Source organism: Mesorhizobium sp. CAU 1741, from assembly GCF_039839275.1.
In the GTDB taxonomy this organism is placed as follows: Bacteria; Pseudomonadota; Alphaproteobacteria; order Rhizobiales; family Rhizobiaceae; genus Aerobium.
In genome coordinates this window covers 685812-709508 of sequence record NZ_JBDOQP010000002.1, presented here as the reverse complement: position 1 = coordinate 709508, position 23697 = coordinate 685812, and the positions used below count along the sequence as shown (strand labels likewise).

The window sequence follows — 23697 nt, the reverse complement described above, 5'->3', positions numbered from 1 at the left end:
GTCAGTCGGCGACCGGGATGCGTTCGTCGAGGGCGAGATTGAGCAACAGCACATTGACGCGCGGCTCGCCGAGCACGCCCAGTGTCCGGCCTTCGAGGTGCTCGGCGACCAGCGCGCGCACTGCCTGGATGTCTGCACCTCGCGACGCGGCGACGCGTTCGACCTGCAGGTTCGCGGCCGCTGGCGAGATATGCGGGTCGAGACCGCTGCCGGACGCGGTGACGAGGTCGACCGGGACGGACGCGCGGCCGTTCGCGGCGCTGATCCGCTGCGCATCTGCCGACACACGGTCGATAAGCGTCTTCGAGGTAGGGCCGAGATTGCTGCTGCCCGTTGAGGCAGCGTCGTAGCCGTCGCTTCCGGCGGCCGACGGGCGTCCGTGAAAATAGACTTCGCCCGTGAAGGACTGGCCAATCAGCGAGGAGCCGACAATCCGGCCATCGCGCTCGATCAGGCTGCCATTTGCCTGTGTCGCGAAAAGTGCTTGCGCGGCGCCCGTCATCGCGAGCGGATAGGCGACGCCGGTGAGCACCGTGAACAGGGCGAGCAGGACCAGAGCGGGTCTGAGTTCGGAAATCATGGTTTCACCTCACACGATGCCAGCGGCGTTGACAATCAGGTCGATCGCCTTGATGCCGACGAAAGGAACGATCAGGCCGCCAAGGCCATAGACGAGCAGGTTGCGGCGTAGAAGAGTTGCAGCCGTCGCGGGCCGGTATTTGACGCCGCGCAGCGCCAGCGGGATCAGCGCGATGATGATCAGCGCATTGAAGATCACGGCCGAAAGGATTGCACTGCCGGGGCTGCCGAGGCCCATGACGTTGAGTGCATCGAGCGCTGGATAGGCTGTGACGAACAGGGCAGGCAGGATGGCGAAATACTTGGCCACATCGTTGGCGACGGAGAAGGTCGTCAGCGAGCCGCGGCTGATCAGCAACTGCTTACCAACGAGCACGATCTCGATGAGCTTGGTCGGGTCGGAGTCGAGGTCGATCAGGTTGCCCGCCTCCTTGGCGGCGGGCGTGCCCGTATTCATCGCCACGCCGACATCGGCCTGGGCAAGCGCAGGCGCGTCGTTCGACCCGTCGCCGCACATGGCGACGAGCTTGCCTTCGGCCTGTTCCTTGCGGATCAGCTCCAGCTTGCGTTCGGGGGTGGCCTCGGCGAGAAAATCGTCGACGCCCGCCTCGGCGGCGATGGAAGCGGCTGTCAGAGGATTGTCGCCTGTAACCATGACCGTACGAACGCCCATGCGGCGCAGCTCGGCGAACCGCTCGCGGATGCCCGGCTTGACGATATCCTTGAGCTGGATGACGCCGAGTACGTGCTTGTCGCGGGCAACGAGCAGCGGCGTGCCGCCGGACTTGGCGATGCGCTCGACGATGGCACGCAGTTCCGGTGACGCCGATGTGCCGCACCACGTGAGGATGGAATCTGCCGCGCCTTTGCGAAGCTGCGTGCCGTCCGTAAGGTCCGCGCCGGACAGGCGCGTATTGGCCGAGAATGCGATTGCTTCTCCCACCCGGTCCGTACCGTCGAGTGCGCGTCCGATCTGTTTGCGCGCAAAGTCGACGATGGAACGGCCCTCGGGCGTTTCATCCGAAAGCGAGGCAAGCAGCGCGCCCTCCGCCAGCTCCTTCGGCGACACACCTGGCAATGGTTCGAAGGCGTCGGCCTGCCGTGCTCCGAAGGTAATCGTGCCCGTCTTGTCAAGAAGAAGCACGTCGACGTCGCCGGCGGCCTCGACCGCACGACCCGATTTGGCGATCACGTTCGCCTTCACCAGCCTGTCCATGCCTGCAATGCCGATGGCCGACAGAAGGCCGCCGATCGTGGTCGGGATGAGCGTGACGAGCAGCGCGATCAGGAAGACCACCGGCACGAGGGCGCCGGAATAGATCACGAAGGGCTGAAGCGTGATGACGACGATCAGGAAGATGATCGTCATGCCGGCGAGCAGGATGTTGAGCGCGATCTCGTTCGGGGTCTTCTGGCGTTCAGCACCCTCGACCATCGCGATCATCCGGTCGAGGAAGCTCTCGCCGGGCTTGGATGTGATCCTGACCTTGATCCAGTCGGACACGACACGCGTGCCGCCCGTCACTGCGGATCGGTCGCCGCCAGCCTCGCGGATCACCGGGGCGGATTCGCCCGTGATCGCGCTTTCATCGACCGACGCGATTCCTTCGACGATCTCCCCGTCGGCGGGAACGATGTCGTCGACCTTCACCAGCACCAGGTCTCCGGGCTTGAGCGAACGGCTTGAGACGACCTCCGGTTCGCCCGTGTCGATCGAGGCGAGCTTGCGGGCAGGCGTCTCGGAATGGGTGGCGCGCAGCGTGTCGGCGCGCGCCTTTCCGCGGCCTTCCGCCATAGCTTCGGCGAAATTGGCGAAATACACCGTGAACCACAGCCACGCTGCGATCTGGCCGCTGATGGCCACGCTTTCACCTCCGATGAGCAGATCGCGCAGGAACAGCAAGGTGGAAAGCGCTGCCACCACCAGGGTGACGAACATGACCGGGTTCCTGGCCATCAGGCGCGGATCGAGCTTTCTGAAAGCCACTTTCAGCGCCGGACCGGTGACGCGCCAATCTAGGAGGGAGATGTCGGGATTCTTGCGCATAGTGTGCCTCAGAAGGTTTCGCCGGCGAGCATCGAGACGTGCTCGGCGATCGGCCCCAGCGCGAGCGCCGGGAAAAAGGTCAGTCCGCCGAGGATCAGGATCACGGCGATTAGGAGCGTGACGAACAGCGGCCCATGCGTCGGGAAGGTACCGGACGATGCCGGCGCCGACTTCTTGGCGGCCAGCGAACCCGCGACCGCCAGCATCGGGACGATGTAGACGAAGCGTCCGAGCAGCATGGCGATACCCTGCATTGTGTTGTGGTAGGGCACCCCGGCACCGAAGCCAGCGAAGGCCGAGCCATTGTTTCCGGTCGCCGAGGAATAGGCATAAAGGATTTCCGACAGTCCGTGCGGCCCGGTATCCTGGAGCGATGACAGCGATATCGGCAGCACGGCGGCGAGCGCGCCGAGCCCCAGCACGCCAATGGGCATCACCAGAAAGGCGATGACGGCGAGCTTCACCTCGCGCGCCTCGATTTTCTTGCCGAGATATTCCGGCGTCCGCCCGACCATCAGTCCGGCGAGGAAGACGGTCAGCACGACGAAGGATAGCATCCCGTAGAAGCCGGAACCGACACCGCCGAAGACCACTTCGCCGATCTGCATCAGGAGCATCGGGGCAAGCGCGCCGAGCGGCATGAACGAGTCGTGCATGGAATTGACCGAGCCGTTGGACGCCGCGGTGGTTGCCGTTGCCCACAGCGCGGAATTGCCGACGCCGAAGCGGACTTCTTTGCCTTCCATGTTGCCGGCCGACTGCTCGACGGGAAGCTGCGCGAAGGCGGGATTGCCGGAGACTTCGGAACCATAAGTCAGCGCGAGTGCGCCGAGGAACAGGATGCCCATAGCCGCGAAGATCGCTACGCCCTGGCGCATGTCCCTCACCATCTTCCCGAACATGAAGCAGAACGCCGCCGGAATAAGCAGGATCGATATCATCTCGACGAGGTTCGAGAGCGGTGTCGGGTTCTCGTAGGGCACGGCCGAGTTGGCGTTGAAGAAGCCGCCGCCATTCGTACCGAGCTGCTTGATCGCGATCTGCGAGGCGGCCGGACCCTGACTGATCGTCTGCTGCGCGCCTTCTACGGTCGTCGCCGACACGTAGGCGATGAGATTCTGTGGCACGCCCTGCCAGACGAGGAACAGCGTCAGCCCGATGGAAAGCGGCAACAGCACGTAGAGAACCGAGCGCGTTAGGTCGACCCAGAAATTGCCGAGCGTCTTCTGTTCGCGGGCGAAGAAGCCGCGGATGATCGCCGCGCAGACAGCCATGCCGACGCCGGCGGAAACGAAGTTCTGCACCGTCAGGCCCGCCATCTGGCTGAAATACGACATGGTCGTCTCGCCGCCATAGGCCTGCCAATTGGTGTTGGTGGTGAACGATACCGCCGTGTTGAAGGCGAGGTCCGGCGAGAGCGGTCCGAGCGCCTGCGGATTGAACGGCAAGAGGTGCTGCAGCCGCAGGATCGCGTAGAGCAGCGCCCACGAGCCAAGGCTGAAGGCAAGCACCGACAATGCATAGCGCGTCCAGTGCTGGCCCTGGTCCGGACGAATGCCGGCGAGGACGAAGAACCCGCGCTCGACGGGAGCGAGGACCGGCGACAGCCAGGTCGTGCTGCCCTCATAGATGCGGGCAAGGTAAAGGCCGAGCGGCCAGGCCAGCGCGGTCACGAGTGCCGCGTAGAGAATGAACTGCAGAATGTCGGGTGCCATGAGGAATGTCCTTGCGCGCGGTCAGAACCGTTCAGGCCGGGCCAGCGCATATCCGAGATAGACGAGAAGGAGCGCGGCGACCGCGCCACCGACGAGGAGGTCGAGAGCCATGGCGTGACCTCAAAGCCGTTCGAGCAGGCGGACGGAGGCAGCGGCCGCGACGAAGAAGCCGGCGGCAAGCGCAATGTAGAAGATGTCGAGCATGGGTCGCTCCGTGGTTTCAGGAGCGACCTATCTATGGCACCGAGGCATCAATGCGCGATGCGTTATCCCGGCGTTCGGCGTAAACAGCGCATAAACGCGACTGGGGAGAATCCGCACTCCGCAGCGATCGTGGAGTGTGGCGAGAGGCGTCCATAACCTTGGCTGCCGAACCCCTGGATTTCGGTACGATCAGCCACCATCAACGCGTCCTCCAAGTCGACGCCGAGATACCGCTCTGTATTCTCGATCTTGGAGTGACCGAGCAGGATCTGGATAGTTCGGGTTCTGATCTCCGGTCCGGCGACCACATCGCGGATCCTGATCTTGACCAGGTCACAGCCTCGAAGCTTGCTGTCGATAGCCAGATCGAACAGCGCTCGGTCGCGAACGCGGTTTTCGCGATCGAGGAAAAAGCGAATGGCCCAAATCTGCTTTTGGATGAGCCGGCGCTTGCTGCCGACCTTCTTTCCCGCATTCCAGGCTGCGCGCTCGTGATTAGCATCATCGAACTGAGAATGGCCCATGTGAGTTCTCCTCGGCCTTGATTGGCTAGAGGATGAACCGTTGCGGGACACTACCGATCAGCGGCCGAGAGGGCTGCGAAGAATAGGGCGCGGAAAAGTAGACATGACGGCAACGCGCTCTTGAGCGCGAACCTCGATCGGTGAGCCGCGCCAGAGTGCCGGTTCAGCTATAGTCGGCTGGCGCAGCCTGCAGCATGTCGACATGATATGCTTGCGTCGGATCGTGTGGATAAAGAAAAAATGGCACAGCCGGATTGTGGCGCTTGCCTTCGCTTCTCCACGAACGGCGTGGAACTAGCTCGTAACGCACGTATAGGGACAGTGGCCGATGGAACGAGAAAATCGAAGGTAAATCAGACAGCTAGCGGCTGTTCTGGCGGAGAGAGAGGGATTCGAACCCTCGATACGGTTCCCCGTATACACACTTTCCAGGCGTGCGCCTTCAACCACTCGGCCACCTCTCCGCAAACCGTCCCGGCAAGCCGTAGACGGTCGTTGGCGCTCATCTAGTCTATCCTTTGCCGAATGCCAAGCCGTCAATGCACTGTTTCCTGTGGCTGATCGCAGCGCTGCGCGCGCGCGGCGGCGGCGTGCCGGATTGCCATTTGCGCGCGCGATGCCTATCTGATGGTGCAGATGCCGCCGCGATGCGCGGTGGGCGCAGCCGTTCGAAGCCTGGCATGGTCAAAGCTCTATTTCGCCTGTTGTCGATGATCACCCTGTCCGTCGCCGTCATCATGGCGGTGCTGGATGCGACGCGTTCCATCGCAGCCGAAGCGATCGTATGGACGCCGCTGGGCGAGACATGGGAAGCCGTGTCGCCCTCGACGCTTGCCGGGCTTGAATCGACGATCCGCCAAGGGCTGCCGCCATTTGTCTGGGATCCGGTCGTCACCGGTCTTCTTGGCTTGCCCGGCTTTGCGGTGGTGCTGGCGATTGCGGTGATCTTCGGCTTTGCCGGGCGGCGGCGCACGCGCGTCAGCAACCGGTTCGCGGCGCAATAAAGGCCCTGCGGGGCGAAAGGAGTGACCTCGATGTTCTTCCTGAGCGACATGCTGAACAAGAAACTCAAGCTTCCGGAGCCCGCCGAGGCGTTGCCGGGGCGTAACCAGCCGATCCCGACGGCGGTGAAGCATCACGTCTCCAGACATCCGCTGCACGGTCCCTATCCCGAAGGAATGGAGACCGCCTATTTCGGCATGGGCTGCTTCTGGGGGGCGGAACGCCTGTTCTGGCAGACGCCCGGCGTGTGGCTGACCGCCGTGGGCTACCAGGGCGGACACACGCCCAACCCTACCTACCAGGAAACCTGCACCGGCCTGACGGGCCACGCGGAAATCGTGATGGTGGTGTTCGACCCGACGCAGGTCTCCTACGCGGAACTCCTGCGGCTTTTCTGGGAGAGCCACGACCCGACCCAGGGCATGCGCCAGGGCAACGATGTCGGTACCACCTACCGCTCGGCGATCTACACCACCAGTGACACGCAACTGGCCGAAGCGCAGGCGTCGCGGCAGGCCTACGAGGTGGCCCTGTCGGCGGCCGGACAGGGGCGCATCACGACCGAGATCGCGCCGGCCCCGGTGTTCTATTTCGCCGAGGCCGAGCACCAGCAATATCTGGCCAAGAACCCCTATGGCTATTGCGGGCTTAAGGGAACGGGCGTCGCCTGCGCGGTTCCGGCGGCGGCATCGGCCTGAACCTTCGCCGCCCTTCACCCTTTCACGCGGTGTTTTCCAAAAGGTCAAAATTCCGCGTGAATTTTCGTCGGCTCCATGCAACAGTGGCGTTTGAGCGGGGACCAAAGTCCTCTGCCGGCGCGGCGCGGCCACGTCCGAACGGATGTTGGATGCGCTGACGAAAAGCGAAAAAAAGCAACCGACAGGGTGTGGATCACATGAAGCGTTTTGTTCTGGGCCTCCTGGCCGCCACCGCGATGAGCGCCAGCGCCTTCGCGCAGGAAGATATCAAGCCGGGTCTGCTCTTCGACCTCGGCGGCAAGTTTGACAAGTCGTTCAACGAGGCCTCGTTCAACGGCGCGGAGAAATTCCGTGAAGAAACCGGCATCAAGGCCGAGGAATTCGAGATCTCCAACGACGCGCAGCGCGAGCAGGCCCTGCGCCGCTTCGCCGAGGACGGCCTGAACCCGATCGTGATGGCCGGCTTCTCCTGGGCGTCCGCCCTGGAAGTGGTTGCCGAGGAGTTCCCGGAGACCAACTTCACCATTATCGACATGGTCGTCGAAAAGCCGAACGTACGCTCGGTCGTCTACAAGGAGCAGGAAGGCTCGTACCTCGTCGGCGTGCTGGCGGCGATGGCCTCTGAGACCGGCACCGTCGGCTTTGTCGGCGGCATGCAGATCCCGCTGATCAGCAAGTTCGAGTGCGGCTACGCCTCGGGCGTGATGGAGACCAATCCCGAAGCCACCGTGATCCGCAACTATACCGGTGATACGCCTGCCGCATGGAACGATCCGACACGCGGCGGTGAAATCACCCGCTCGCAGATCGACCAGGGCGCGGACGTCGTCTATCACGCTGCCGGCGGTACCGGCGTGGGCGTGCTTCAGACGGCCGCCGACGCCGGCAAGCTCGGCATCGGCGTCGACTCCAACCAGAACGGCCTTCACCCTGGCAGCGTGCTGACCTCGATGCTCAAGCGCGTCGACGTCGCCGTCTACAATGCCTTCTCGGATGCCCGCAACGGCGAATTCTCGCCGGGCATCAACGTTCTCGGCCTCGCCGAGGACGGCGTCGGCTATGCTGTCGACGAAAACAACGAATCGCTGATCACCGAAGAGATGAAGACCGCCGTCGAAGAAGCGAAGGCCAAGATCATCGCCGGCGAGATCGAGGTTCACGACTATATGAGCGACAATTCCTGCCCTTACTGATCGGCAGCGACTGAAGGCACATGAACCGCCGGGTGCGAGCCCGGCGGTTCTTCTTTTTCGATGCATCCGCGCAACCGTTTCGGGTTTGCCTGGTCTATCATGGCAGCCATGACCGCCGATTCTCCCGCAGCCATTTCCGACCGTCCGGCACGCCTTGCAGCGATCGTGCTGATCCTGCTTGCCGGTGTGATGACCGGGGCGCAGCTCGGCAAGATCGCGCCACTGATCCCGTGGTACGGCGAGGCGCTCGGTCTTTCGATGGTCGAGTCCGGCTGGCTTGCCGCCATTCTCGGGCTGTTCATCGCGGTGTCGGCGTTGCCGGCCGGATGGGTCATCGATCGTCTCGGCCTGCAGTCGTCGATCCTGCTCGGCGCGACCGCGTTGATCGCCGGGGGCATCGGTTTGTCGTACGCCACATCGCCGGTGCCGATCTTCGCCGCGCGCCTCGTCGAGGCTGTCGGCTACCTGGCCCTGTGCGTCGGGCTGCCGACGGTGCTGAGCGCGATCTCGCCATCGTCCTGGAAAGGGTCAGTGTTGGCGATCTGGAGCGGCTTCGTGCCGCTGGGCTTCGCGGTGTCCGACTTTATCGCGCTGGCAATGTTGCCGTCATTCGCACCACCGCTGTTCCTGTTGTCGATGACGCTGCTGTTTGCGCTTTTCGCCGCCGCCGCATTGCTTGCGCTTCGCGGCATACCCGTGGCGGCGAGTGCCGGAAGCACCGGCGGTATCCTGCCGACCCTGTCACGCGAGGTGTTGCTTCTCGCCGCTGGTTTCGGCGCCTTCGTGGTAATGTCCGTGCCGATGTTCACCTTCATGCCGGCCTTCGTGGCGGGTGAGGGCGCGCACTATTTTGTGTCGGCGGGCGTCATCGCCCTGTCCGTGCCCCTCGGCAACTTCCTGGCCAGCGTGCTGGTGCGCGGCAGGCAGGCGTCTTTCATGGCGCGGCTGGCGGTCGCAGGCTTCCTCGTCTGTGCCGTGGTCGCGGCGCCTGCGTTCACGAGTTCGGACCCGCTGGTGGCGACCGCGTGCGCGCTCCTTCTGGCGATATCGGGAGCGGTGATCGCATCGTCGCAATTCGCCGCCGTTCCTTTCCTCACGCCAGCCGGTGGGTCGGTCTCCGTCGCGTTCGGCCTGGTCGCGCAGGCCGGCGGTATCGGCACGCTTTTCGGTCCACCGGTCGCCGCGTTCATGGCCGAGCGTTTCGGCTGGGCAGGCTTCGGCGTCTTCCTCGCCGCCACGGCCCTGGTCGGGCTTGCCTGCATGGCGGGCCTCAGCCGGGGGCTGAGACAGCCTCGCCACTGAACAGCACGCGCCCTTCCGGTGCGGGTCCGTCGGCGGCCGTTTCAACCGTGAGCTGGAAGAAGCGCCCGCTCGCCGAACCATCGATGCGCGGCGCCTGCACCACCGTCTCTTCCACCGTCGACAAGGTGGCGAGCGGCATGGCTTCGCCGTCGCGCTGCGTCCACAGCCGCACCATTTCGCCGTCACTCAGGCCAATCTCGGCCAGAGGCAGGATGCGCAGCGCACCGTCTTCGAAAGTCTCGACGAGCATTCCGGGCATGCCGGCATCGTCCTGCAGCATTGCGACGGCAACGGGGCCGCTGGCGACGACGGTGCCCTGGCCGGCCGCGTAGCCCAGCGCCAGGGCTGCGGCGAGCGCGGCGGCGACGACGATGCCCCGCCAGCCGCCCAATTGCTGGGCTCCCGGCCGCTTGATGCCGAGCATGCCCTTGCGGTCCGTGTCGGGCGACGCGAAGGCCATCCCGGAGAAGCGTGGCCCGGACATGCGCACGGATGCGTCGACCCCACCCATCTGCGGCAGGCCGGCAATTCCTTGGGTGATCGCGTCCCAGTCCGTATCCGACATCGGGGCCGCACCCTTGGCGCGATGGAGCCTGCGCAGTCGATCCGCCAGCACCATGACGCATTCGCGGAACTCAGCGTCGACCTCCATGTCGCGTTCGGCGCGTTCGCGCTCACGCTCGTCCATCAGCCCGAAAACGTAGTCTTCAGCACGTGCCATGCGGTCATTGGCGTTCATGACTGGCTCCTGTCCGCAACTACCAGTGCGGTGGCTTGGTGATCGGAACGTCCGGCGCGCTCTGGTCCTCCAGCGCCAGGAACCGGCCGGTCAACGCATCGAGCTTGCGCTGCATCTTGTCGATCACCTTCCACTGCTCGGCGATCTGTTCGGAAAGCTCGGCAATCGTCTTTTCCTGATGCGTCGTCAGCACCTCGAGCTGGACAATGCGCATGTCGTTGCTCATGAGACGATCCTTTCGAGCGCGCTCCGCAACGGGGCTTCAAGCGGGATCGGCTTGCGGGTCTGCCGGTCGACATAGACATGCACGAAGAAACCCTCCGCCGCTGCGGTCGATTCCTCGTTGCGGAAAAGGCCAACCTCGTAGCGCACCGACGAGCTCCCGAGACGGGCGACCCTGATACCGGCGGTCACCACGTCGGGAAATCCCATCTCGGCAAAATATCGGCATCCGGTCTCCACAACCAGCCCGATCTGCGCACCGCGATGGATGTCGAGCACGCCTTCCTCGATCAGCCAGCCATTCACCGCCGTGTCGAACAGCGAGTAATGCACGACATTGTTCATGTGGCCGTAGAGGTCGTTGTCCATCCAACGCGTGGTTATGGTGCGGAAGGCGCGATAGTCGTCGCGCATGGAGGGAGAAGGGCGGTCAGTCACCACGCAGCCCGATAGATCGCCAGCGCATCGGCCTCGCCGACCTCGCGCGGGTTGTTGACGAGCAGCCGCTGCTGCTTCATCGCGTCGGCGGCCATCTTGCCAAGCGCGTCCTCGCCGATGCCGACATCGCGCAATCGCGGCTGCAGGCCCACGCGCATCGACAGTGCCGACAGTTCCTCGATGAACGCCGCGCATCGCGACTGCATGCTTTCCTCGCGCGCCAGATGCGGAAAGGCATCCGGCGCGATTTCGGCATAGAGCCGCGCGGCATCGGGCGCGTTGAAGCGCAACACATGCGGCAGCACAAGTGCATTGGAAAGCCCGTGGGGAATGTGAAACGTGCCGCCGATCGGATAGGCGAGCGCATGCACGGCGGCGACCGGGGAATTGGCGAAGGCCTGACCGGCGAGCATCGAGCCCAGCAGCATGTTGCCCCGGGCTTCGACATTGCGCCCATCGGACACGGCGGTCTCGATATTGGCACCCAGCAATTGCAGCGCCTGCCGTGCCAGCATCCGCGACAGCGGATTGTTGTTGGCGTTCTTCGAGGCATAGGCCTCGATCGCATGCACCATCGCGTCGACACCCGTGGCCGCCGTGATCGCTGGTGGCAGGCCGAGCGTCAGTTCGGCATCCAGGACAGCGAGATCCGGCAGGATCACCGGCGACGAGACGCCGCGCTTCTCCTCCTCGCCGACCGTGATGATCGAGACCGGCGTCACCTCCGATCCGGTGCCCGCCGTCGTCGGCACCAGCACCAGCGGCAGGCGCGGCCCTTTCGCCTGGCCGACGCCCCACGCAGCGTCCAGAGCCTCGCCGGAACCGACGAGCAGTGCCGCCAGCTTTGCGACATCGAGCGAAGAGCCGCCGCCGAAACCGACCACGCCGGTCGCACCCGCCGTCCGCCCGGCTTCCACCGCCTTCATCAGCGTGGCCTGCGAAGGATCGGCCTCGACCGCATCGAACATCGCGACGCTGATCCCTTCCGATTGCAGGGACACCACCGCCGGATCGCACAGGCCGAGGGTCTTCAGCCCCGGATCCGTGACGAAGAGCACGGATCGGCCAAGCCGCTTGCCCGCGATCGCGCCCAGGCGCCGCGCCGCACCCGCCTCGAAGACGAGCGACGGTGTGGTGTTGAAGGTGAATGAAGCGATCGCGTCCGTTTTCATGGCGGCGAAATTGACAAGGGTACGCGCATTTGTCGAGAGTGAAGCGCGCGCAAGTCTCGCGTGGCGGATTGGCAAGCCGAAACCGCCCATGTTAGATGGTTTGACCAAACGATAAAAAAGAGGGGCTCGTCCGTCGCATGGCAGAAGCTGCGATCGAACTTGTCGGCATAAACAAGAGTTTCGGCGCGGTTCACGCCAATCGGAACATTCACCTGGAAATCCCGCGCGGCACCATCCACGGGATCATTGGCGAAAACGGCGCCGGCAAGTCTACGCTGATGTCGATCCTTTACGGCTTCTACCAGGCCGACAGCGGCGAGATCCGCGTCGACGGCAAGCCGATCACGATCGACACGCCCAGCGACGCCATCGCGGCAGGGATCGGCATGGTGCACCAGCATTTCATGCTGGTGCAGAATTTCACGGTGCTGGAGAACATCATCCTCGGTGCCGAAGGAGAGGCGCTGCTCAACGCCTCGATCACCAAGGCGCGCTCCGAACTGGTGCGGTTGGAGAAGGATTACGGGCTGGAGGTGAACCCCGGTGCGATCATCGAGGAGTTGCCGGTCGGCCTCCAGCAGCGCGTCGAGATCCTGAAGGCGCTCTATCGCGGCGCCGAAATCCTGATCCTCGACGAGCCCACCGGCGTTCTGACACCCTCCGAGGCCGACCATCTTTTCCGCATCCTCGCTCAGCTCAAGAACGAGGGTAAGACCATCGTGCTGATCACGCACAAGCTGCGTGAGATCATGGCGATCACCGACAACGTCTCGGTCATGCGGCAGGGCGAGATGGTCGCCACCCGCAAGACGTCGGAGACCACCGTCGAGGAACTTGCCGAACTCATGGTCGGCCGCCGCGTGCTGCTTCAGGTCGAGAAGCAGGAAAGCAAGGCCGGAGAATTCAAGCTGTCGGTGAAGAACCTCACGGTGACGGATTCCCGTGGCGTGACGATGGTCAGCGATGTGTCGTTCGACGTGCGCGCCGGCGAGATCGTCGGCATCGCAGGGGTGGCCGGCAACGGCCAGTCGGAACTGCTTGAGACGATCGCGGGCATCCGCAAGGCCGAGTCCGGCAGCGTGACGCTCGACGGCAAGCCCATCGACATCATGGGTGCGGCCGATCCCGGTGAGCTGCGCGACCGCGGGCTCGCGCACGTGCCGGAAGACAGGCATTATGTGGGACTGGTCCTGCCATTCGAGGAATACGAGAATTCGATCCTCGGCTATCACGATCACGCCCAGTATCTGAACGGACCCTTCCTCAACATCGAGGCGATCCGCGCCGACGCGCGCGAGAAGATCGAGAAATACGACATCCGCCCCGGCAACGAACGGCTCAAGACGGCGAACTTTTCCGGCGGCAACCAGCAGAAGATCGTGCTCGCGCGCGAGATGGAGAAGGACCCCGGCGTCCTGATCGTCGGCCAGCCGACCCGAGGCGTCGATGTCGGCGCCATCGAGTTCATCCACAAGCGCCTCATCGACATGCGCGACGCCGGCAAGGCGGTGCTGCTCATCTCGGTCGAACTCGACGAGATCCGCTCGCTATCCGACCGCATCCTGGTGATGTTCGATGGCCGCATCGTCGGCGAGCGCGGCCCCGAGGCCACCGAAGGCGAACTCGGCCTGCTGATGGCCGGTGTGGAAGGCCGGGAGGCTGCTGAGTGATCGAAGGGCTATCGCACATGACCTTCATCGTCCGCGATCTGGAGCCGATGACCAAAATCCTGACAGAAGTCTTGGAGGCGCGAGAGGTCTACTCCAGCGGTGACGACACGTTCTCCGTATCACCTGAAAAGTTCTTCCTGATCGGCGACCTGTGGGTAGCGATCATGGAAGGCGAGCCGCTGCCGTCGCGCAGCTACAACCACGTTGCCTTCAAGATCGACGACGCCGACTTCGACAAATGCGTCGCCCGGGTGAAGGACCTCGGCCTCGACATGCGCCCGCCGCGTCCGCGCGTCGAGGGCGAAGGGCGGTCGCTGTATTTCTACGATCGGGACAATCATATGTTCGAGCTTCACACCGGTACGTTGGCCGAACGATTGGCGCGCTATGCGCAGGGCCGGGAGGCAGCCGAATGAGCAGCCCATACGCGAAGCTTCCCGCCTGGGCCGATTATGGTCTCATCCCGCTGATCAACCTGATCGTCGCATTCGCGGTGGCCGGTCTCGTCGTTCTGCTGGTCGGCGAAAACCCGTTCAGCGCCGCTGCCATCATGGTCGATGGCGCGTTCGGCGGCGGCCGCAACATCGCCTACACGCTCTACTATTCGACAAGCTTCATCTTCACCGGCCTCGCCGTGGCGGTCGCATTCCATGGTGGGCTTTTCAACATCGGCGGCGAGGGCCAGGCCTATGTCGGCGGGCTTGGCGTGGCGCTGGTGTGCCTCACCTTCGATTCCATTCTGCCATGGTGGCTGACCTTCCCGCTGGCAATCCTCGGCGCCGCCGCGATCGGCGCCGCCTGGGCATTCATTCCGGCCTATCTGCAGGCCAAGCGCGGTTCGCACATCGTCATCACCACCATCATGTTCAACTTCATCGCTGCGAGCCTGATGGTCTATTTGCTCGTCGGCATGCTCAAGCCGCAGGGCTCGATGGCGCCTCAGACCCGCACCTTCCTGGAAGGCGGGCAGTTGCCCAAGCTCAACTGGCTGATGGAATCCCTCGGCTTCGCGGTGCGGTCGTCGCCGTTCAACGTTTCCTTCCTTCTGGCGCTCGTCTGCGCGTTCCTCGTATGGCTTCTCATCTGGCGCACCAGGCTCGGCTACGAGATCAGGACGCAAGGATTCAGTCCCAAGGCGGCGCGATATGCGGGCATCGGCGAGGCGCGCATCGTCATCATCACGATGATGATCTCCGGCGCTCTGGCCGGCATGATGGCGCTCAACCCGGTGATGGGCGACCAGAACCGGCTGCAGCTCGACTTCGTCACCGGCGCCGGTTTCGTCGGCATCGCCGTGGCGCTGATGGGCCGTTCGCATCCGGCGGGCATCGTGCCGGCGGCGATGCTGTTCGGCATGCTCTATCAGGGCGGCGCCGAGCTTGCCTTCGAGATGCCGTCGATCAGCCGCGACATGATCGTCATCATCCAGGGCCTCGTCATCCTGTTTGCAGGCGCGCTGGAGAACATGTTCCGGCCGTCGATCCAGGCGTTCTTCGCCAGCCTCAGTCCACGGAGCATGGGCGTGACGGCTGCAAAGCGCGAGGGGGCGTGAGATGGACTTCTTCAGCGTCGCCGTCGTCGTCCTCGACTCCACCGTCCGCCTCTCGATCCCGTTGCTGCTGGCCTGCCTCGCCGGGCTGTTTTCGGAGCGTGCAGGCATCTTCGACATCGGCCTGGAAGGCAAGATGCTGGCTGGCGCCTTCGCCTCCGGCGCGGCTGCGGCCGTCTACGGCTCGGCCTGGGCGGGGCTCGGCGCCGCCATCCTGGTCTCGGGCTTCCTGGCGCTGGTGCACGGCTTTGCCTCGATCACGCATCGCGGCAACCAGATCGTCTCCGGCGTGGCGATCAACTTCATCGCCGCCGGCTCGACGATCATACTCGGCCAGGCCTGGTTCAGTCAGGGCGGCCGCACGCCGTCGCTCAGCGCAGAGGGCCGTTTCGGCGCCGTCACCCTGCCATTCGCCGAGGAAATCGGTGGCATTCCCGGGATCGGCTATATCTACCAGGAGCTGATCTCCGGCCATTCGATCCTGGCCTATTTCGGATTCTTCATGGTGTTCGTGACTTGGTGGGTGTTGTTCCGCACCCGCTTCGGCCTGCGCCTGCGCGCCGTCGGCGAAAACCCGGCCGCCGTCGACACCGCCGGCATCTCGGTCACATGGCTGCGCTACCGCGCGGTGATCATCACCGGCATCCTGTGCGGCATTGCCGGCACCTACCTCGCGCTCGCCCAGAATGCCGGCTTCGTCAAGGACATGACGGCGGGCAAGGGCTACATCGCGCTTGCCGCCCTCATCTTTGCCAAATGGCGCCCAGTCCCGGCGATGTTCGCCTGCCTGCTCTTCGGCTTCCTCGACGCACTGGCAATCCGCCTTCAGGGCACCCCGCTGCCGATCGTCGGCCGCGTCCCGGTACAATTCTTCCAGGCGCTGCCCTATGTGCTCACTGTGATCCTGCTTGCCGGCTTCATCGGCAAGGCGATCCCGCCGCGAGCCGGCGGCGTGCCCTACGTCAAGGAGCGGTGACAAATGTCGCATGATCTGTTCCTCGCCGCGCGCGAAGCCATGGCGAAATGCCACGCGCCTTATTCGAAGTTTCCCGTGGGCGCCGCGATCCGCACCGAGGACGGCAGGGTCTATGCCGGTGCCAACATCGAGGTTGCCTCGTTTCCGGAAGGCTGGTGCGCCGAGACCACGGCTCTCGGCCACTACGTCATGGGTGGCGGCGGCCGTATCACCGAGATCGCGGTGGTCGCGGAAAAGATGGACCGCATCACGCCGTGCGGCGGCTGTCGCCAGCGTCTCGCCGAATTTGCCGGGCCGGATGCCAGGCTACACTTGTGCGACCAGACCGGCGTTGTCCAGACCATGACCATGGCGGAAATCCTGCCGCTCGGATTTGCCGGAGATACGCTGAAATGAACCGCACCATTGCCAGGATCACCGAGACGCTGGAGGGCCGCACGCCCAAGACCGCCATGGTGTTGGGCTCCGGGCTCGGTGGCCTCGTCGCCGAGGTCACGGACGCCGTGCGGATTTCCTACGGCGAGTTGCCGGTCTTTCCGCAAAGCGGCGTCACTGGACATGCCGGGCAGCTCGTTGCCGGCAATCTGTCCGGCACGCCGGTGATCATGCTGGCCGGCCGCTCGCATTATTACGAACACGGCAACCCGGCCGCGATGCGTCCGGCTCTCGAGGCGCTTGCCGGCATCGGCATCGAACGGCTGATCCTGACCAATGCCGCCGGCTCCCTGGAACCGGACATGGAGCCGGGTTCGGTGATGCTGATCAACGATCACATCAACTTCTCTGGCACCAACCCGCTTTTCGGAGAGCCGACCGACAAACGCTTCGTTGGGCTGACGGAAGCCTATGACCTGCGCATGCGCGCCGCCTTCGAGAAGGCTGCCGAGGAAACCGGCACGCCGCTTCATCAGGGCGTCTACATGTGGTTCTCGGGTCCGTCCTTCGAGACGCCGGCGGAAATCCGCATGGCGCGTATCATGGGCGCGAACGCCGTTGGCATGTCGACAGTGCCCGAAGTCATCGTCGCGCGGTTCCTCGGCCTGAAGGTCGCCGCCTGCTCGGTCATCACCAATCTCGCGGCCGGGATGACCGGCCAGGAACTGTCGCACGAGGAAACCAAGGACATGGCGCCACGCGGTGGCGAACGTCTCGCCACCATCCTCAAGCAGATGTTTTCCGATGGCGGACTGGATGGATAATTTGGTGACAGGGGCAAGCGTCGCGTTCCCTCGCGCCCCCCTCTGTCCTGCCGGACATCTCCCCCACGAGGGGGGAGATCAGCAATTTCGGCGGCATCGGTTTTTTTGCAACGCCTGCGATAGGCGAAATCCTTCGAGACAGCCAATCTCCCGCCTTGTGGGGGAGATGTCCGGCAGGACAGAGGGGGGCAACGTAGAGCGCCACCCTTCGTGGGCAAGCTGACCATGCTCCCCCAGGAGATCATCCGGAAGAAGCGCGATGGCAAGTCCCTCGCCGCCGAAGACATCGCCGCGTTCGTCGACGGGCTGGCGCGCGGCTCCTTTTCCGAAGGGCAGGTCGCGGCGCTGGCGATGGCGATTTTCCTCAACGGGATGAACCGTGACGAGGCGGTCGCACTGACGTTGGCGATGCGCGATTCCGGCTCGGTGCTCGACTGGTCCGATCTTCCCGGCCCCGTCGCGGACAAGCACTCCACCGGCGGCGTCGGCGACAATGTTTCGCTGATGCTGGCCCCCATCGTCGCCGCCTGCGGCGCTTATGTGCCGATGATCTCGGGGCGCGGTCTCGGCCACACCGGTGGCACGCTCGACAAGATGGATTCCGTACCCGGTTATGTCAGCCAGCCGGACAAGTCCCGGTTCCGCCAGGTCGTGCGCGACGTCGGCTGCGCCATCATCGGGCAGACCGCCGACCTCGCACCGGCAGACAAGCGCTTCTACGCCATCCGCGATGTCACCGGCACGGTGGAATCGATCCCGCTGATCACCGCATCGATCCTGTCGAAGAAGCTCGCGGCCGGGCTGCAGTCGCTGGTGCTCGACGTCAAGGCGGGCAACGGGGCGTTCATGCCGACGATCAAGGGCGCTGCCTCGCTCGCGCAGAGCCTCGTCGAGGTCGCCAGCGGCGCGGGCCTTGCGACGACGGCATTGATCACCGACATGGACCAACCCCTGGCAAGTGCCGCCGGAAACGCCGTGGAAGTGGCCAACGCGGTCGATTTCCTCACCGGCCGGCTCCGCGACCGCCGACTGGAAGAGGTGACGCTCGCCCTGGCAGGCGAGATGCTTCTTTCGGCGGGCATCGCGAAAACCCATCAGGAAGCGGCGGCCCGCGCCGGTGAGGCCCTGGCAAGTGGTCGCGGCGCGGAAATCTTCGGGCATATGGTGGCGGCGCTGGGCGGTCCGGCCGACTTCGTCGAAAACCATGAGAAGCACTTGCCGAAGGCTTCCGTGGTGCGCCCCGTCCTGGCAAAGCGGGACGGCTTCGTCGCCGCCATCGAATCGCGCCAGATCGGCCTTGCGGTCGTGGCGCTGGGTGGCGGGCGCACCCGACCTGACGATGTGATCGACCATTCCGTTGGCATCACGGCTCTCGCGCCCATCGGCGCCCAGCTTGCGAAAGGCGAGCCGCTGGCGGTCATCCATGCATCCAGCGAGGCAGATGCTCAGGCGGCGGATGTCGCCGTTCTTGACGCCTTTTCCCTCGACGACGCCAAGCCGCGTGGCCGCAGGCCCGTCCTGCGCAGGATGGCGATCGACGCCTGAAAATCGAATAAGATAAACCATCTGGTTGACTTTAATCCGCGCGCCGATTAATTAAACCACATGGTTGAGCAACAACATCTCGACGCGGTGTTTCACGCGCTTTCCGATTCGACGCGTCGCGCAATGCTGCGGGACCTGTCGGCAGGCGAGCGCAGCGTCAGCGCGCTTGCCGCCCCGTTTTCAATGAGCCTCGCCGGAGCCTCCAAGCATGTCAGGGTGCTCGAAACGGCGGGGCTGGTCCGTCGCGAAATCCGCGGCCGCACGCATTTCTGCCGCCTCGAAGCTGCACGTTTGGCCGAGGCCGAAGCGTGGCTGAGATATTACCAGCGCTTCTGGACGGCTCAGCTCGATACGCTGGAGGCGTTGTTGCGCGCCGAGGACGAACAAGTGGGAGGACCCGAAAATGACGACTGAAACAGTCTCCCTGCAGGTCAAGCGCCGCTTTGCCGCGTCGTCCGAGCGTGTCTTCGACTCCTGGATCGTGCCGGAGATCGCCAGACGATGGATCTTCAGTGACCAGAATGGCGAGATCGTCAGCGCGCGGGTTGATGCGCGTGTCGGCGGCACGTTCTCCTTCGTCAGGCGCGACGCGAATGGTGACCTGGAGCATGTCGGTGAATATCTCGAGATCGATCGCCCGAGGCGATTGGTCTTCACCTTTGCCGTTCCGTCGATCAGCCCCGAATACGATCGCGTGACGATCGAGATAGTGCGGCTCGACACCGGGTGCGAACTCACCCTGACCAGTGAGATGTCGCCGGCGATCTTCGCCGAATGGGGCGAGCAGACGAAGGCGGGATGGACGCGGATGCTGGATGGGCTCGCGGTGCTGGTTGAGGGGTAGGAGCGCGCCATGACCGACCGAACTGAAGGTGGCGTCGGAACGATCGTCGCCGATGCCACTGTCAGGATCGAGCGGCTGCTTCCCGGTCCCGCGGAGCGTATCTGGGACTATCTCACCGATTCCGAAAAGCGCCGCAAATGGCTTGCCGCCGGTCCCATGGAGCCGCGCAATGGCGGCGCGGTCGAGCATCTTTTCCGCCATGCGGAGCTTTCGCATGAGCCAACGCCGGATCGCTACAAGGCCTTTGAGAACAGCCCGCCGCTTCCGGGAACCGTCACGCAATGGGACCCGCCGCGCACGCTCGCCTATAGCTGGCCCGGCGACCGTGGCGCCAGCGAAGTGACGTTCGAACTCTTTCCCGACGGAAACGACGTCCTGCTGGTCGTCACCCATCGGCGCCTTGCCGATAGTGACACGATGGTCAGCGTGGCGAGTGGATGGGACGCGCATCTGGGCGTCCTTGAGGATGTCCTCAACGGCGATCAGCCGCGCGGCTTCTGGTCGACCCACGCACGCATGGAGGCGGTCTATCGCGAGCGTTTTGCTCTGACCACCGAAGCAGGTGTAATGCCCGAGCACATAATCACGGTCGAGCGGGACTTTGCCGCCTCGCCCGCGGCGCTGTACACGGCCTGGACCGATGCAGGAATTCTCAATCGCTGGTTCGGGCGGCTGGTATCCGACTTGCGCGTCGGCGGCCGTTTTCGCGTCGAGACCGACGGCGACGACGGCGAGACCTTCGTCCATTCAGGCAAATATCTGACGCTGCTGCCGCATCACTTCATCAAGTTCACATTCGCCATCGAAAGCGACGATCCCAGCCCATACGCCGACGAGTTTGTCGCGCTTGTCTTTCGAGACGCGGCGGAAGGACGATCGCGGCTCGAACTGCACAACGGATGGAATGGCCCCGCGCCCAGCGATGAGGATGCCGAACTGTTGAGAACCGGCTGGTCGATGTGGCTCGACCTTCTCGACGAACTTTTTGAACGAGAACCCGATCTGACGAGGATATCATGAGCCCGAATTTTTCAGGCGGCCGCAACATCGCCCTGAAGGTGCCGCCGCATCAATACGACGCGACGGTACGGTTCTATCGCGACGTGATCGGCCTGCCGCAAGTCGAGGGACATGAACCGTCTGTCGGCTTCGTCTTCGGCGGATGCCAGCTCTGGATCGACCGGGCGCCGGCCATGAGCCAGGCGGAACTGTGGCTGGAAATCGTCACCGACGACAAGCAAGCCGCCGCCAGCCACCTGCGGCAGGCAGGCGTTGTGCGATGCGACGAGATCGAATCGCTCGGTGAAGACTTCAAGGGGTTCTGGGTATCGAGCCCGGCCTCCATCATCCACCTCGTCGACGAGCGCTCGGGCGCGTGGTGAAGCAAGGACAACCAAGGGAGACCGCGATATGATACGTTGCAACCTCACATCCATCATCGTGTCGGACCAGCAACGCGCCGAGGATTTCTACGTCGGCACGCTCGGCTTCGTGAAGCACCAGGACTTTCCGGCCGGCGAGTATCGGTGGCTGACCATCCAGGCGGCCGACGGCTCAGGCGCGATGCTGTCGCTGGAGCCGGCCGGCTACGAGTTCGCCAGGACGTATCAAAAAGCGCTCTACGACCACGGCATTCCGCTGACGTCGCTCGGCTGCGATGATGTGATCGCCGAATATGAGCGGCTCAAGGGTCTGGGCGTGGTCTTTCAGGGCACTCCGACCCGCCAGGAAGGCGCACCGACCATGGCCATCTTCGACGACACCTGCGGCAACCTCATCATGCTGCACGAGGGGTGACCTCCGGGCGGGTTCGCCCGGAGGTGCCCGATCCGGCTGCTCAGAGCTGGACTTCGTGCTCCGGTGCCCCATGCACCAACTGGGTCTCCGGCGACTGCACGAGGTTGAGGTAGCGCTCGAACTGCACCAGGACGTCGTGGATCAACTGATCGCGGGTCATACCCATGACGTCATAACCGCGCCCGCCGCTCGAGAAGTAGGTTCTCGCCTCGTAGCGATACTCCGGCTTGCCCGCTCCAACCGTCGAGAAGAACGGCAGGCGGTGCTCGGCCAGGCTGACGCCATACAGGAAATCGCGCACCCCTTCCGCAGGAGAGCGCAGCGCCACCGCCCCGTTTTCCTCTTCGAGCACATGCGCATCACGACCGCGTTGGGTGAGCTCCTTGGCAACCTGGTCGAGCGCGGCCCGCACGTCGCCTGCGATGAAGGCTTCGATCTCCTTGCGCTCAGGCGCATGCAACATCAGCGCAAGCCGGCGCTGCCACGTCAGGCCGGAAGCAGGCTGCGTCGGCGGCGAACTCACGCCGACATGGGCTTCCTGCTGCGCAACGTCGGCACGCATGCCCTTGAAAAGCGCCCAGACCAGCGCCAGCATGACGAAGGTGAAGGGCAGGGCGCTCGCAATCGTTGCCGACTGCAATGCGCCAAGCCCGCCGGCCAGCAACAGGCTTGCCGCAACGACACCCTCGAGCACGCACCAGAACACACGCTGGCCCGTCGTCGTCTCGGTTTCGCCACCAGCGGCGATCGAGTCGACGACGAGTGAACCGGAATCCGAAGAGGTGATGAAGAACACGGCGACCAGGATCACCGCGAGCGTCGACGTCAAAGCCGGAAACGGCAGATACTGGAAGAACTGGAACAGGCCGACCGACACATCCGCCGCCACCGCCGCGCCCAGTTCACCGGCCGCCACTCCCGTGTCGACGAAGATCGCCGTGTTACCGAAGACGGTCATCCAGAAGAAGGTGAAGCCCGCGGGAATGAAGAGCACGGCAACGATGAACTCCCGCACCGTACGGCCACGCGAAATCCGCGCGATGAACATGCCGACGAAGGGCGACCAGGAAATCCACCACGCCCAGTAGAACAGTGTCCAGGCATCGACCCAGGGCGTCGGCTCGTAGGCGTAGATGTTGAAGGTGCGCAGCACCAGCGTGTCGAGATAGAGCCCGAGATTCTGCACGAAGTCGCGGAATAGCTGTGCCGTCGGCCCAACCACGAGCACGAAGAGCATCAGGACGATCGCGACGACGAGATTGGTTTCCGACAGGATGCGCACGCCCTTGTCGAGCCCGGTCACCACCGAGATCGTGGCCAGCGCGGTGATCACGGCGATCAGGGGAAGTTGTACGCCGGGCCCGATCGGAATGCCGGTCAGGTAGTTTAGGCCGGCATTGATCTGGCTCACGCCGAGGCCGAGCGAGGTGGCGATGCCGAACATGGTGCCAACGATCGCGAAGATGTCGACGACATGGCCGATAGGTCCGTTGATCCGCTCCTTGAGAAGGGGATAGAGGCCCGACCGGATCGTCAGCGGCAGGTTGTAGCGATAGCCGAAATAGGCCAGCGACAGGCCGACGACGGCATAGATCGCCCAGGCATGAATGCCCCAGTGGAAAAACGTCACCGACATCGATTCGCGCATCGCCGCGATCGAGCCCGGTTCTGCGGTCGGCGGGGCCAGAAAATGGGTCATCGGCTCACCGACGGCGTAGAACATCAGGCCGATGCCCATGCCGGCGGCAAACAGCATCGCGATCCACGACACGAAGCGGAAATCCGGCGTTGAATCATCTGGGCCAAGTTTCAATTGACCAAAGCGCCCGAGGCAGAACAGCAGCACGGCGGCAAGGAAAATGCCCACCGAGAGCAGGTAGAGCCAGCCGAAACTCGCAAGAATGTTGGCCTGCAAGCCACCGAAAATGGCGTCCGCGCGGTCAGGCATCACGATGCCTATTGCCAGAAACAGGCCAATGATGGCGACGGAGCCAAAAAAGACCGGCGGGTTGATCACGAATGTCTTGAACATCGTTGGTCCCTCCTTGTTGCCCATCGTAGAGCGACGGAAAATTGTCGCCTGTCTTGCCCCCGGCATTTGAGTTCTACGGGCAAATCAAAGGACTTTTAGCCCGAATGGGCGTACGAAATCCACCTGGAGGGGAAATATACGTCTGAATCGAAGGGAACCCGGGGACACTTCGCCGAAGCCTGGCGAGGCGGAGGCCGGCCCTGGTAGATCAGCAACAAGCCCGGATAGACGCCGCGGCGGCTCTTCACGA

Annotated in this window: 25 protein-coding genes, 1 tRNA gene and 1 pseudogene; 16 read left to right on the top strand and 11 right to left on the bottom strand. The window is 64.0% G+C overall.

The genetic code is table 11. From position 1 onward, the window contains the following. Position 1 precedes the first annotated feature (1 nt). The 6 genes and pseudogenes from kdpC to AAFN84_RS10215 all read right to left on the bottom strand — a co-directional run bounded on the left by kdpC (position 2) and on the right by AAFN84_RS10215 (position 5533). Entirely contained in the window at positions 2-580 is a 579-nt protein-coding gene (gene kdpC, locus AAFN84_RS10240; RefSeq protein WP_347514449.1) for a potassium-transporting ATPase subunit KdpC, read from the bottom strand. 9 nt (positions 581-589) lie between these two features. Beyond that, positions 590-2626, bottom strand: a complete 2037-nt coding sequence (gene kdpB, locus AAFN84_RS10235) for a potassium-transporting ATPase subunit KdpB (protein WP_347514448.1) — start codon at positions 2624-2626, stop codon at positions 590-592. A gap of 8 nt (positions 2627-2634) precedes the next feature. After that, entirely contained in the window at positions 2635-4341 is a 1707-nt protein-coding gene (kdpA, locus tag AAFN84_RS10230) for a potassium-transporting ATPase subunit KdpA (RefSeq protein WP_347514447.1), read from the bottom strand. A gap of 21 nt (positions 4342-4362) precedes the next feature. Then, complete coding sequence (kdpF, locus tag AAFN84_RS10225) at positions 4363-4452, bottom strand: K(+)-transporting ATPase subunit F (RefSeq protein WP_347514446.1); 90 nt, start codon at positions 4450-4452, stop codon at positions 4363-4365. A gap of 269 nt (positions 4453-4721) precedes the next feature. Then, a pseudogene (locus AAFN84_RS10220) lies at positions 4722-5069 on the bottom strand (hypothetical protein); the annotation flags it as partial. Positions 5070-5443: 374 nt separating this feature from the next. Beyond that, positions 5444-5533 (bottom strand) — tRNA-Ser (locus AAFN84_RS10215). 216 nt (positions 5534-5749) lie between these two features. On the opposite strand from AAFN84_RS10215, the gene AAFN84_RS10210 reads away from it, so the two are divergent. From AAFN84_RS10210 to AAFN84_RS10195, 4 genes are all read left to right on the top strand, one after another. Then, entirely contained in the window at positions 5750-6073 is a 324-nt protein-coding gene (locus AAFN84_RS10210; RefSeq protein WP_347514445.1) for a hypothetical protein, read from the top strand. Between the two features lie 30 nt (positions 6074-6103). After that, positions 6104-6769, top strand: a complete 666-nt coding sequence (msrA, locus tag AAFN84_RS10205) for a peptide-methionine (S)-S-oxide reductase MsrA (protein WP_347514444.1) — start codon at positions 6104-6106, stop codon at positions 6767-6769. Positions 6770-6966: 197 nt separating this feature from the next. Next, positions 6967-7962 carry a BMP family ABC transporter substrate-binding protein gene (locus AAFN84_RS10200; protein WP_347514443.1) on the top strand — a complete coding sequence of 332 codons (996 nt, stop codon included), beginning with the start codon at positions 6967-6969 and terminating at the stop codon, positions 7960-7962. A gap of 99 nt (positions 7963-8061) precedes the next feature. Beyond that, complete coding sequence (locus AAFN84_RS10195) at positions 8062-9264, top strand: MFS transporter (protein WP_347514442.1); 1203 nt, start codon at positions 8062-8064, stop codon at positions 9262-9264. Here AAFN84_RS10195 and AAFN84_RS10190 read toward each other — a convergent pair. From AAFN84_RS10190 to AAFN84_RS10175, 4 genes are read right to left on the bottom strand one after another with little or no spacing between them, the layout of a single operon-like run. Further along, complete coding sequence (locus AAFN84_RS10190) at positions 9233-10003, bottom strand: hypothetical protein (RefSeq protein ID WP_347514441.1); 771 nt, start codon at positions 10001-10003, stop codon at positions 9233-9235. The genes AAFN84_RS10195 and AAFN84_RS10190 overlap by 32 nt on opposite strands. Positions 10004-10022: 19 nt before the next feature. After that, positions 10023-10229 (bottom strand): SlyX family protein, encoded by a 207-nt coding sequence (locus AAFN84_RS10185; RefSeq protein ID WP_347514440.1) that lies wholly within the window; start codon positions 10227-10229, stop codon positions 10023-10025. Next, on the bottom strand, positions 10226-10663 hold the full coding sequence (locus tag AAFN84_RS10180) for a thioesterase family protein (protein WP_347514439.1): 438 nt from the start codon (positions 10661-10663) through the stop codon (positions 10226-10228). The genes AAFN84_RS10185 and AAFN84_RS10180 overlap by 4 nt, the downstream gene beginning before the upstream one ends. Next, positions 10660-11820: an iron-containing alcohol dehydrogenase gene (locus tag AAFN84_RS10175; RefSeq protein ID WP_347515102.1), complete on the bottom strand. Its 1161-nt coding sequence runs from the start codon at positions 11818-11820 to the stop codon at positions 10660-10662. The genes AAFN84_RS10180 and AAFN84_RS10175 overlap by 4 nt, the downstream gene beginning before the upstream one ends. Positions 11821-11972: 152 nt before the next feature. Between AAFN84_RS10175 and AAFN84_RS10170 the strand changes: the two genes are divergently transcribed. The 12 genes from AAFN84_RS10170 (at position 11973) to AAFN84_RS10115 (ending at position 21415) form a co-directional block, all read left to right on the top strand. Further along, positions 11973-13505, top strand: coding sequence for an ABC transporter ATP-binding protein (locus tag AAFN84_RS10170; protein ID WP_347514438.1), 1533 nt, complete (start codon positions 11973-11975; stop codon positions 13503-13505). After that, positions 13502-13921 carry a FosX/FosE/FosI family fosfomycin resistance hydrolase gene (gene fosX / locus AAFN84_RS10165; RefSeq protein WP_347514437.1) on the top strand — a complete coding sequence of 140 codons (420 nt, stop codon included), beginning with the start codon at positions 13502-13504 and terminating at the stop codon, positions 13919-13921. The genes AAFN84_RS10170 and fosX overlap by 4 nt, the downstream gene beginning before the upstream one ends. Next, positions 13918-15057, top strand: a complete 1140-nt coding sequence (locus AAFN84_RS10160; protein WP_347514436.1) for an ABC transporter permease — start codon at positions 13918-13920, stop codon at positions 15055-15057. The genes fosX and AAFN84_RS10160 overlap by 4 nt, the downstream gene beginning before the upstream one ends. Position 15058: 1 nt before the next feature. Then, on the top strand, positions 15059-16030 hold the full coding sequence (locus tag AAFN84_RS10155) for an ABC transporter permease (protein ID WP_347514435.1): 972 nt from the start codon (positions 15059-15061) through the stop codon (positions 16028-16030). 3 nt (positions 16031-16033) lie between these two features. Then, the gene (gene cdd, locus AAFN84_RS10150; RefSeq protein WP_347514434.1) at positions 16034-16426 is read left to right on the top strand and encodes a cytidine deaminase; all 393 of its coding nucleotides are present in this window, start codon (positions 16034-16036) and stop codon (positions 16424-16426) included. Beyond that, entirely contained in the window at positions 16423-17229 is an 807-nt protein-coding gene (locus AAFN84_RS10145; RefSeq protein ID WP_347514433.1) for a purine-nucleoside phosphorylase, read from the top strand. The genes cdd and AAFN84_RS10145 overlap by 4 nt, the downstream gene beginning before the upstream one ends. A 225-nt stretch (positions 17230-17454) precedes the next feature. Then, positions 17455-18774, top strand: a complete 1320-nt coding sequence (gene deoA / locus AAFN84_RS10140) for a thymidine phosphorylase (protein WP_347515101.1) — start codon at positions 17455-17457, stop codon at positions 18772-18774. A gap of 60 nt (positions 18775-18834) precedes the next feature. Then, positions 18835-19188: a metalloregulator ArsR/SmtB family transcription factor gene (locus AAFN84_RS10135; protein ID WP_347514432.1), complete on the top strand. Its 354-nt coding sequence runs from the start codon at positions 18835-18837 to the stop codon at positions 19186-19188. Continuing rightward, on the top strand, positions 19178-19618 hold the full coding sequence (locus AAFN84_RS10130; RefSeq protein ID WP_347514431.1) for an SRPBCC domain-containing protein: 441 nt from the start codon (positions 19178-19180) through the stop codon (positions 19616-19618). The genes AAFN84_RS10135 and AAFN84_RS10130 overlap by 11 nt, the downstream gene beginning before the upstream one ends. Positions 19619-19627: 9 nt before the next feature. After that, positions 19628-20638: an SRPBCC domain-containing protein gene (locus AAFN84_RS10125; protein ID WP_347514430.1), complete on the top strand. Its 1011-nt coding sequence runs from the start codon at positions 19628-19630 to the stop codon at positions 20636-20638. After that, positions 20635-21000, top strand: a complete 366-nt coding sequence (locus AAFN84_RS10120) for a hypothetical protein (protein WP_347514429.1) — start codon at positions 20635-20637, stop codon at positions 20998-21000. The genes AAFN84_RS10125 and AAFN84_RS10120 overlap by 4 nt, the downstream gene beginning before the upstream one ends. Positions 21001-21028: 28 nt before the next feature. Then, positions 21029-21415: a VOC family protein gene (locus tag AAFN84_RS10115; protein WP_347514428.1), complete on the top strand. Its 387-nt coding sequence runs from the start codon at positions 21029-21031 to the stop codon at positions 21413-21415. 40 nt (positions 21416-21455) lie between these two features. On the opposite strand, the gene AAFN84_RS10110 is transcribed toward AAFN84_RS10115, so the two are convergent. Next, positions 21456-23447 carry a BCCT family transporter gene (locus AAFN84_RS10110; RefSeq protein ID WP_347514427.1) on the bottom strand — a complete coding sequence of 664 codons (1992 nt, stop codon included), beginning with the start codon at positions 23445-23447 and terminating at the stop codon, positions 21456-21458. Positions 23448-23697: the final 250 nt, after the last annotated feature.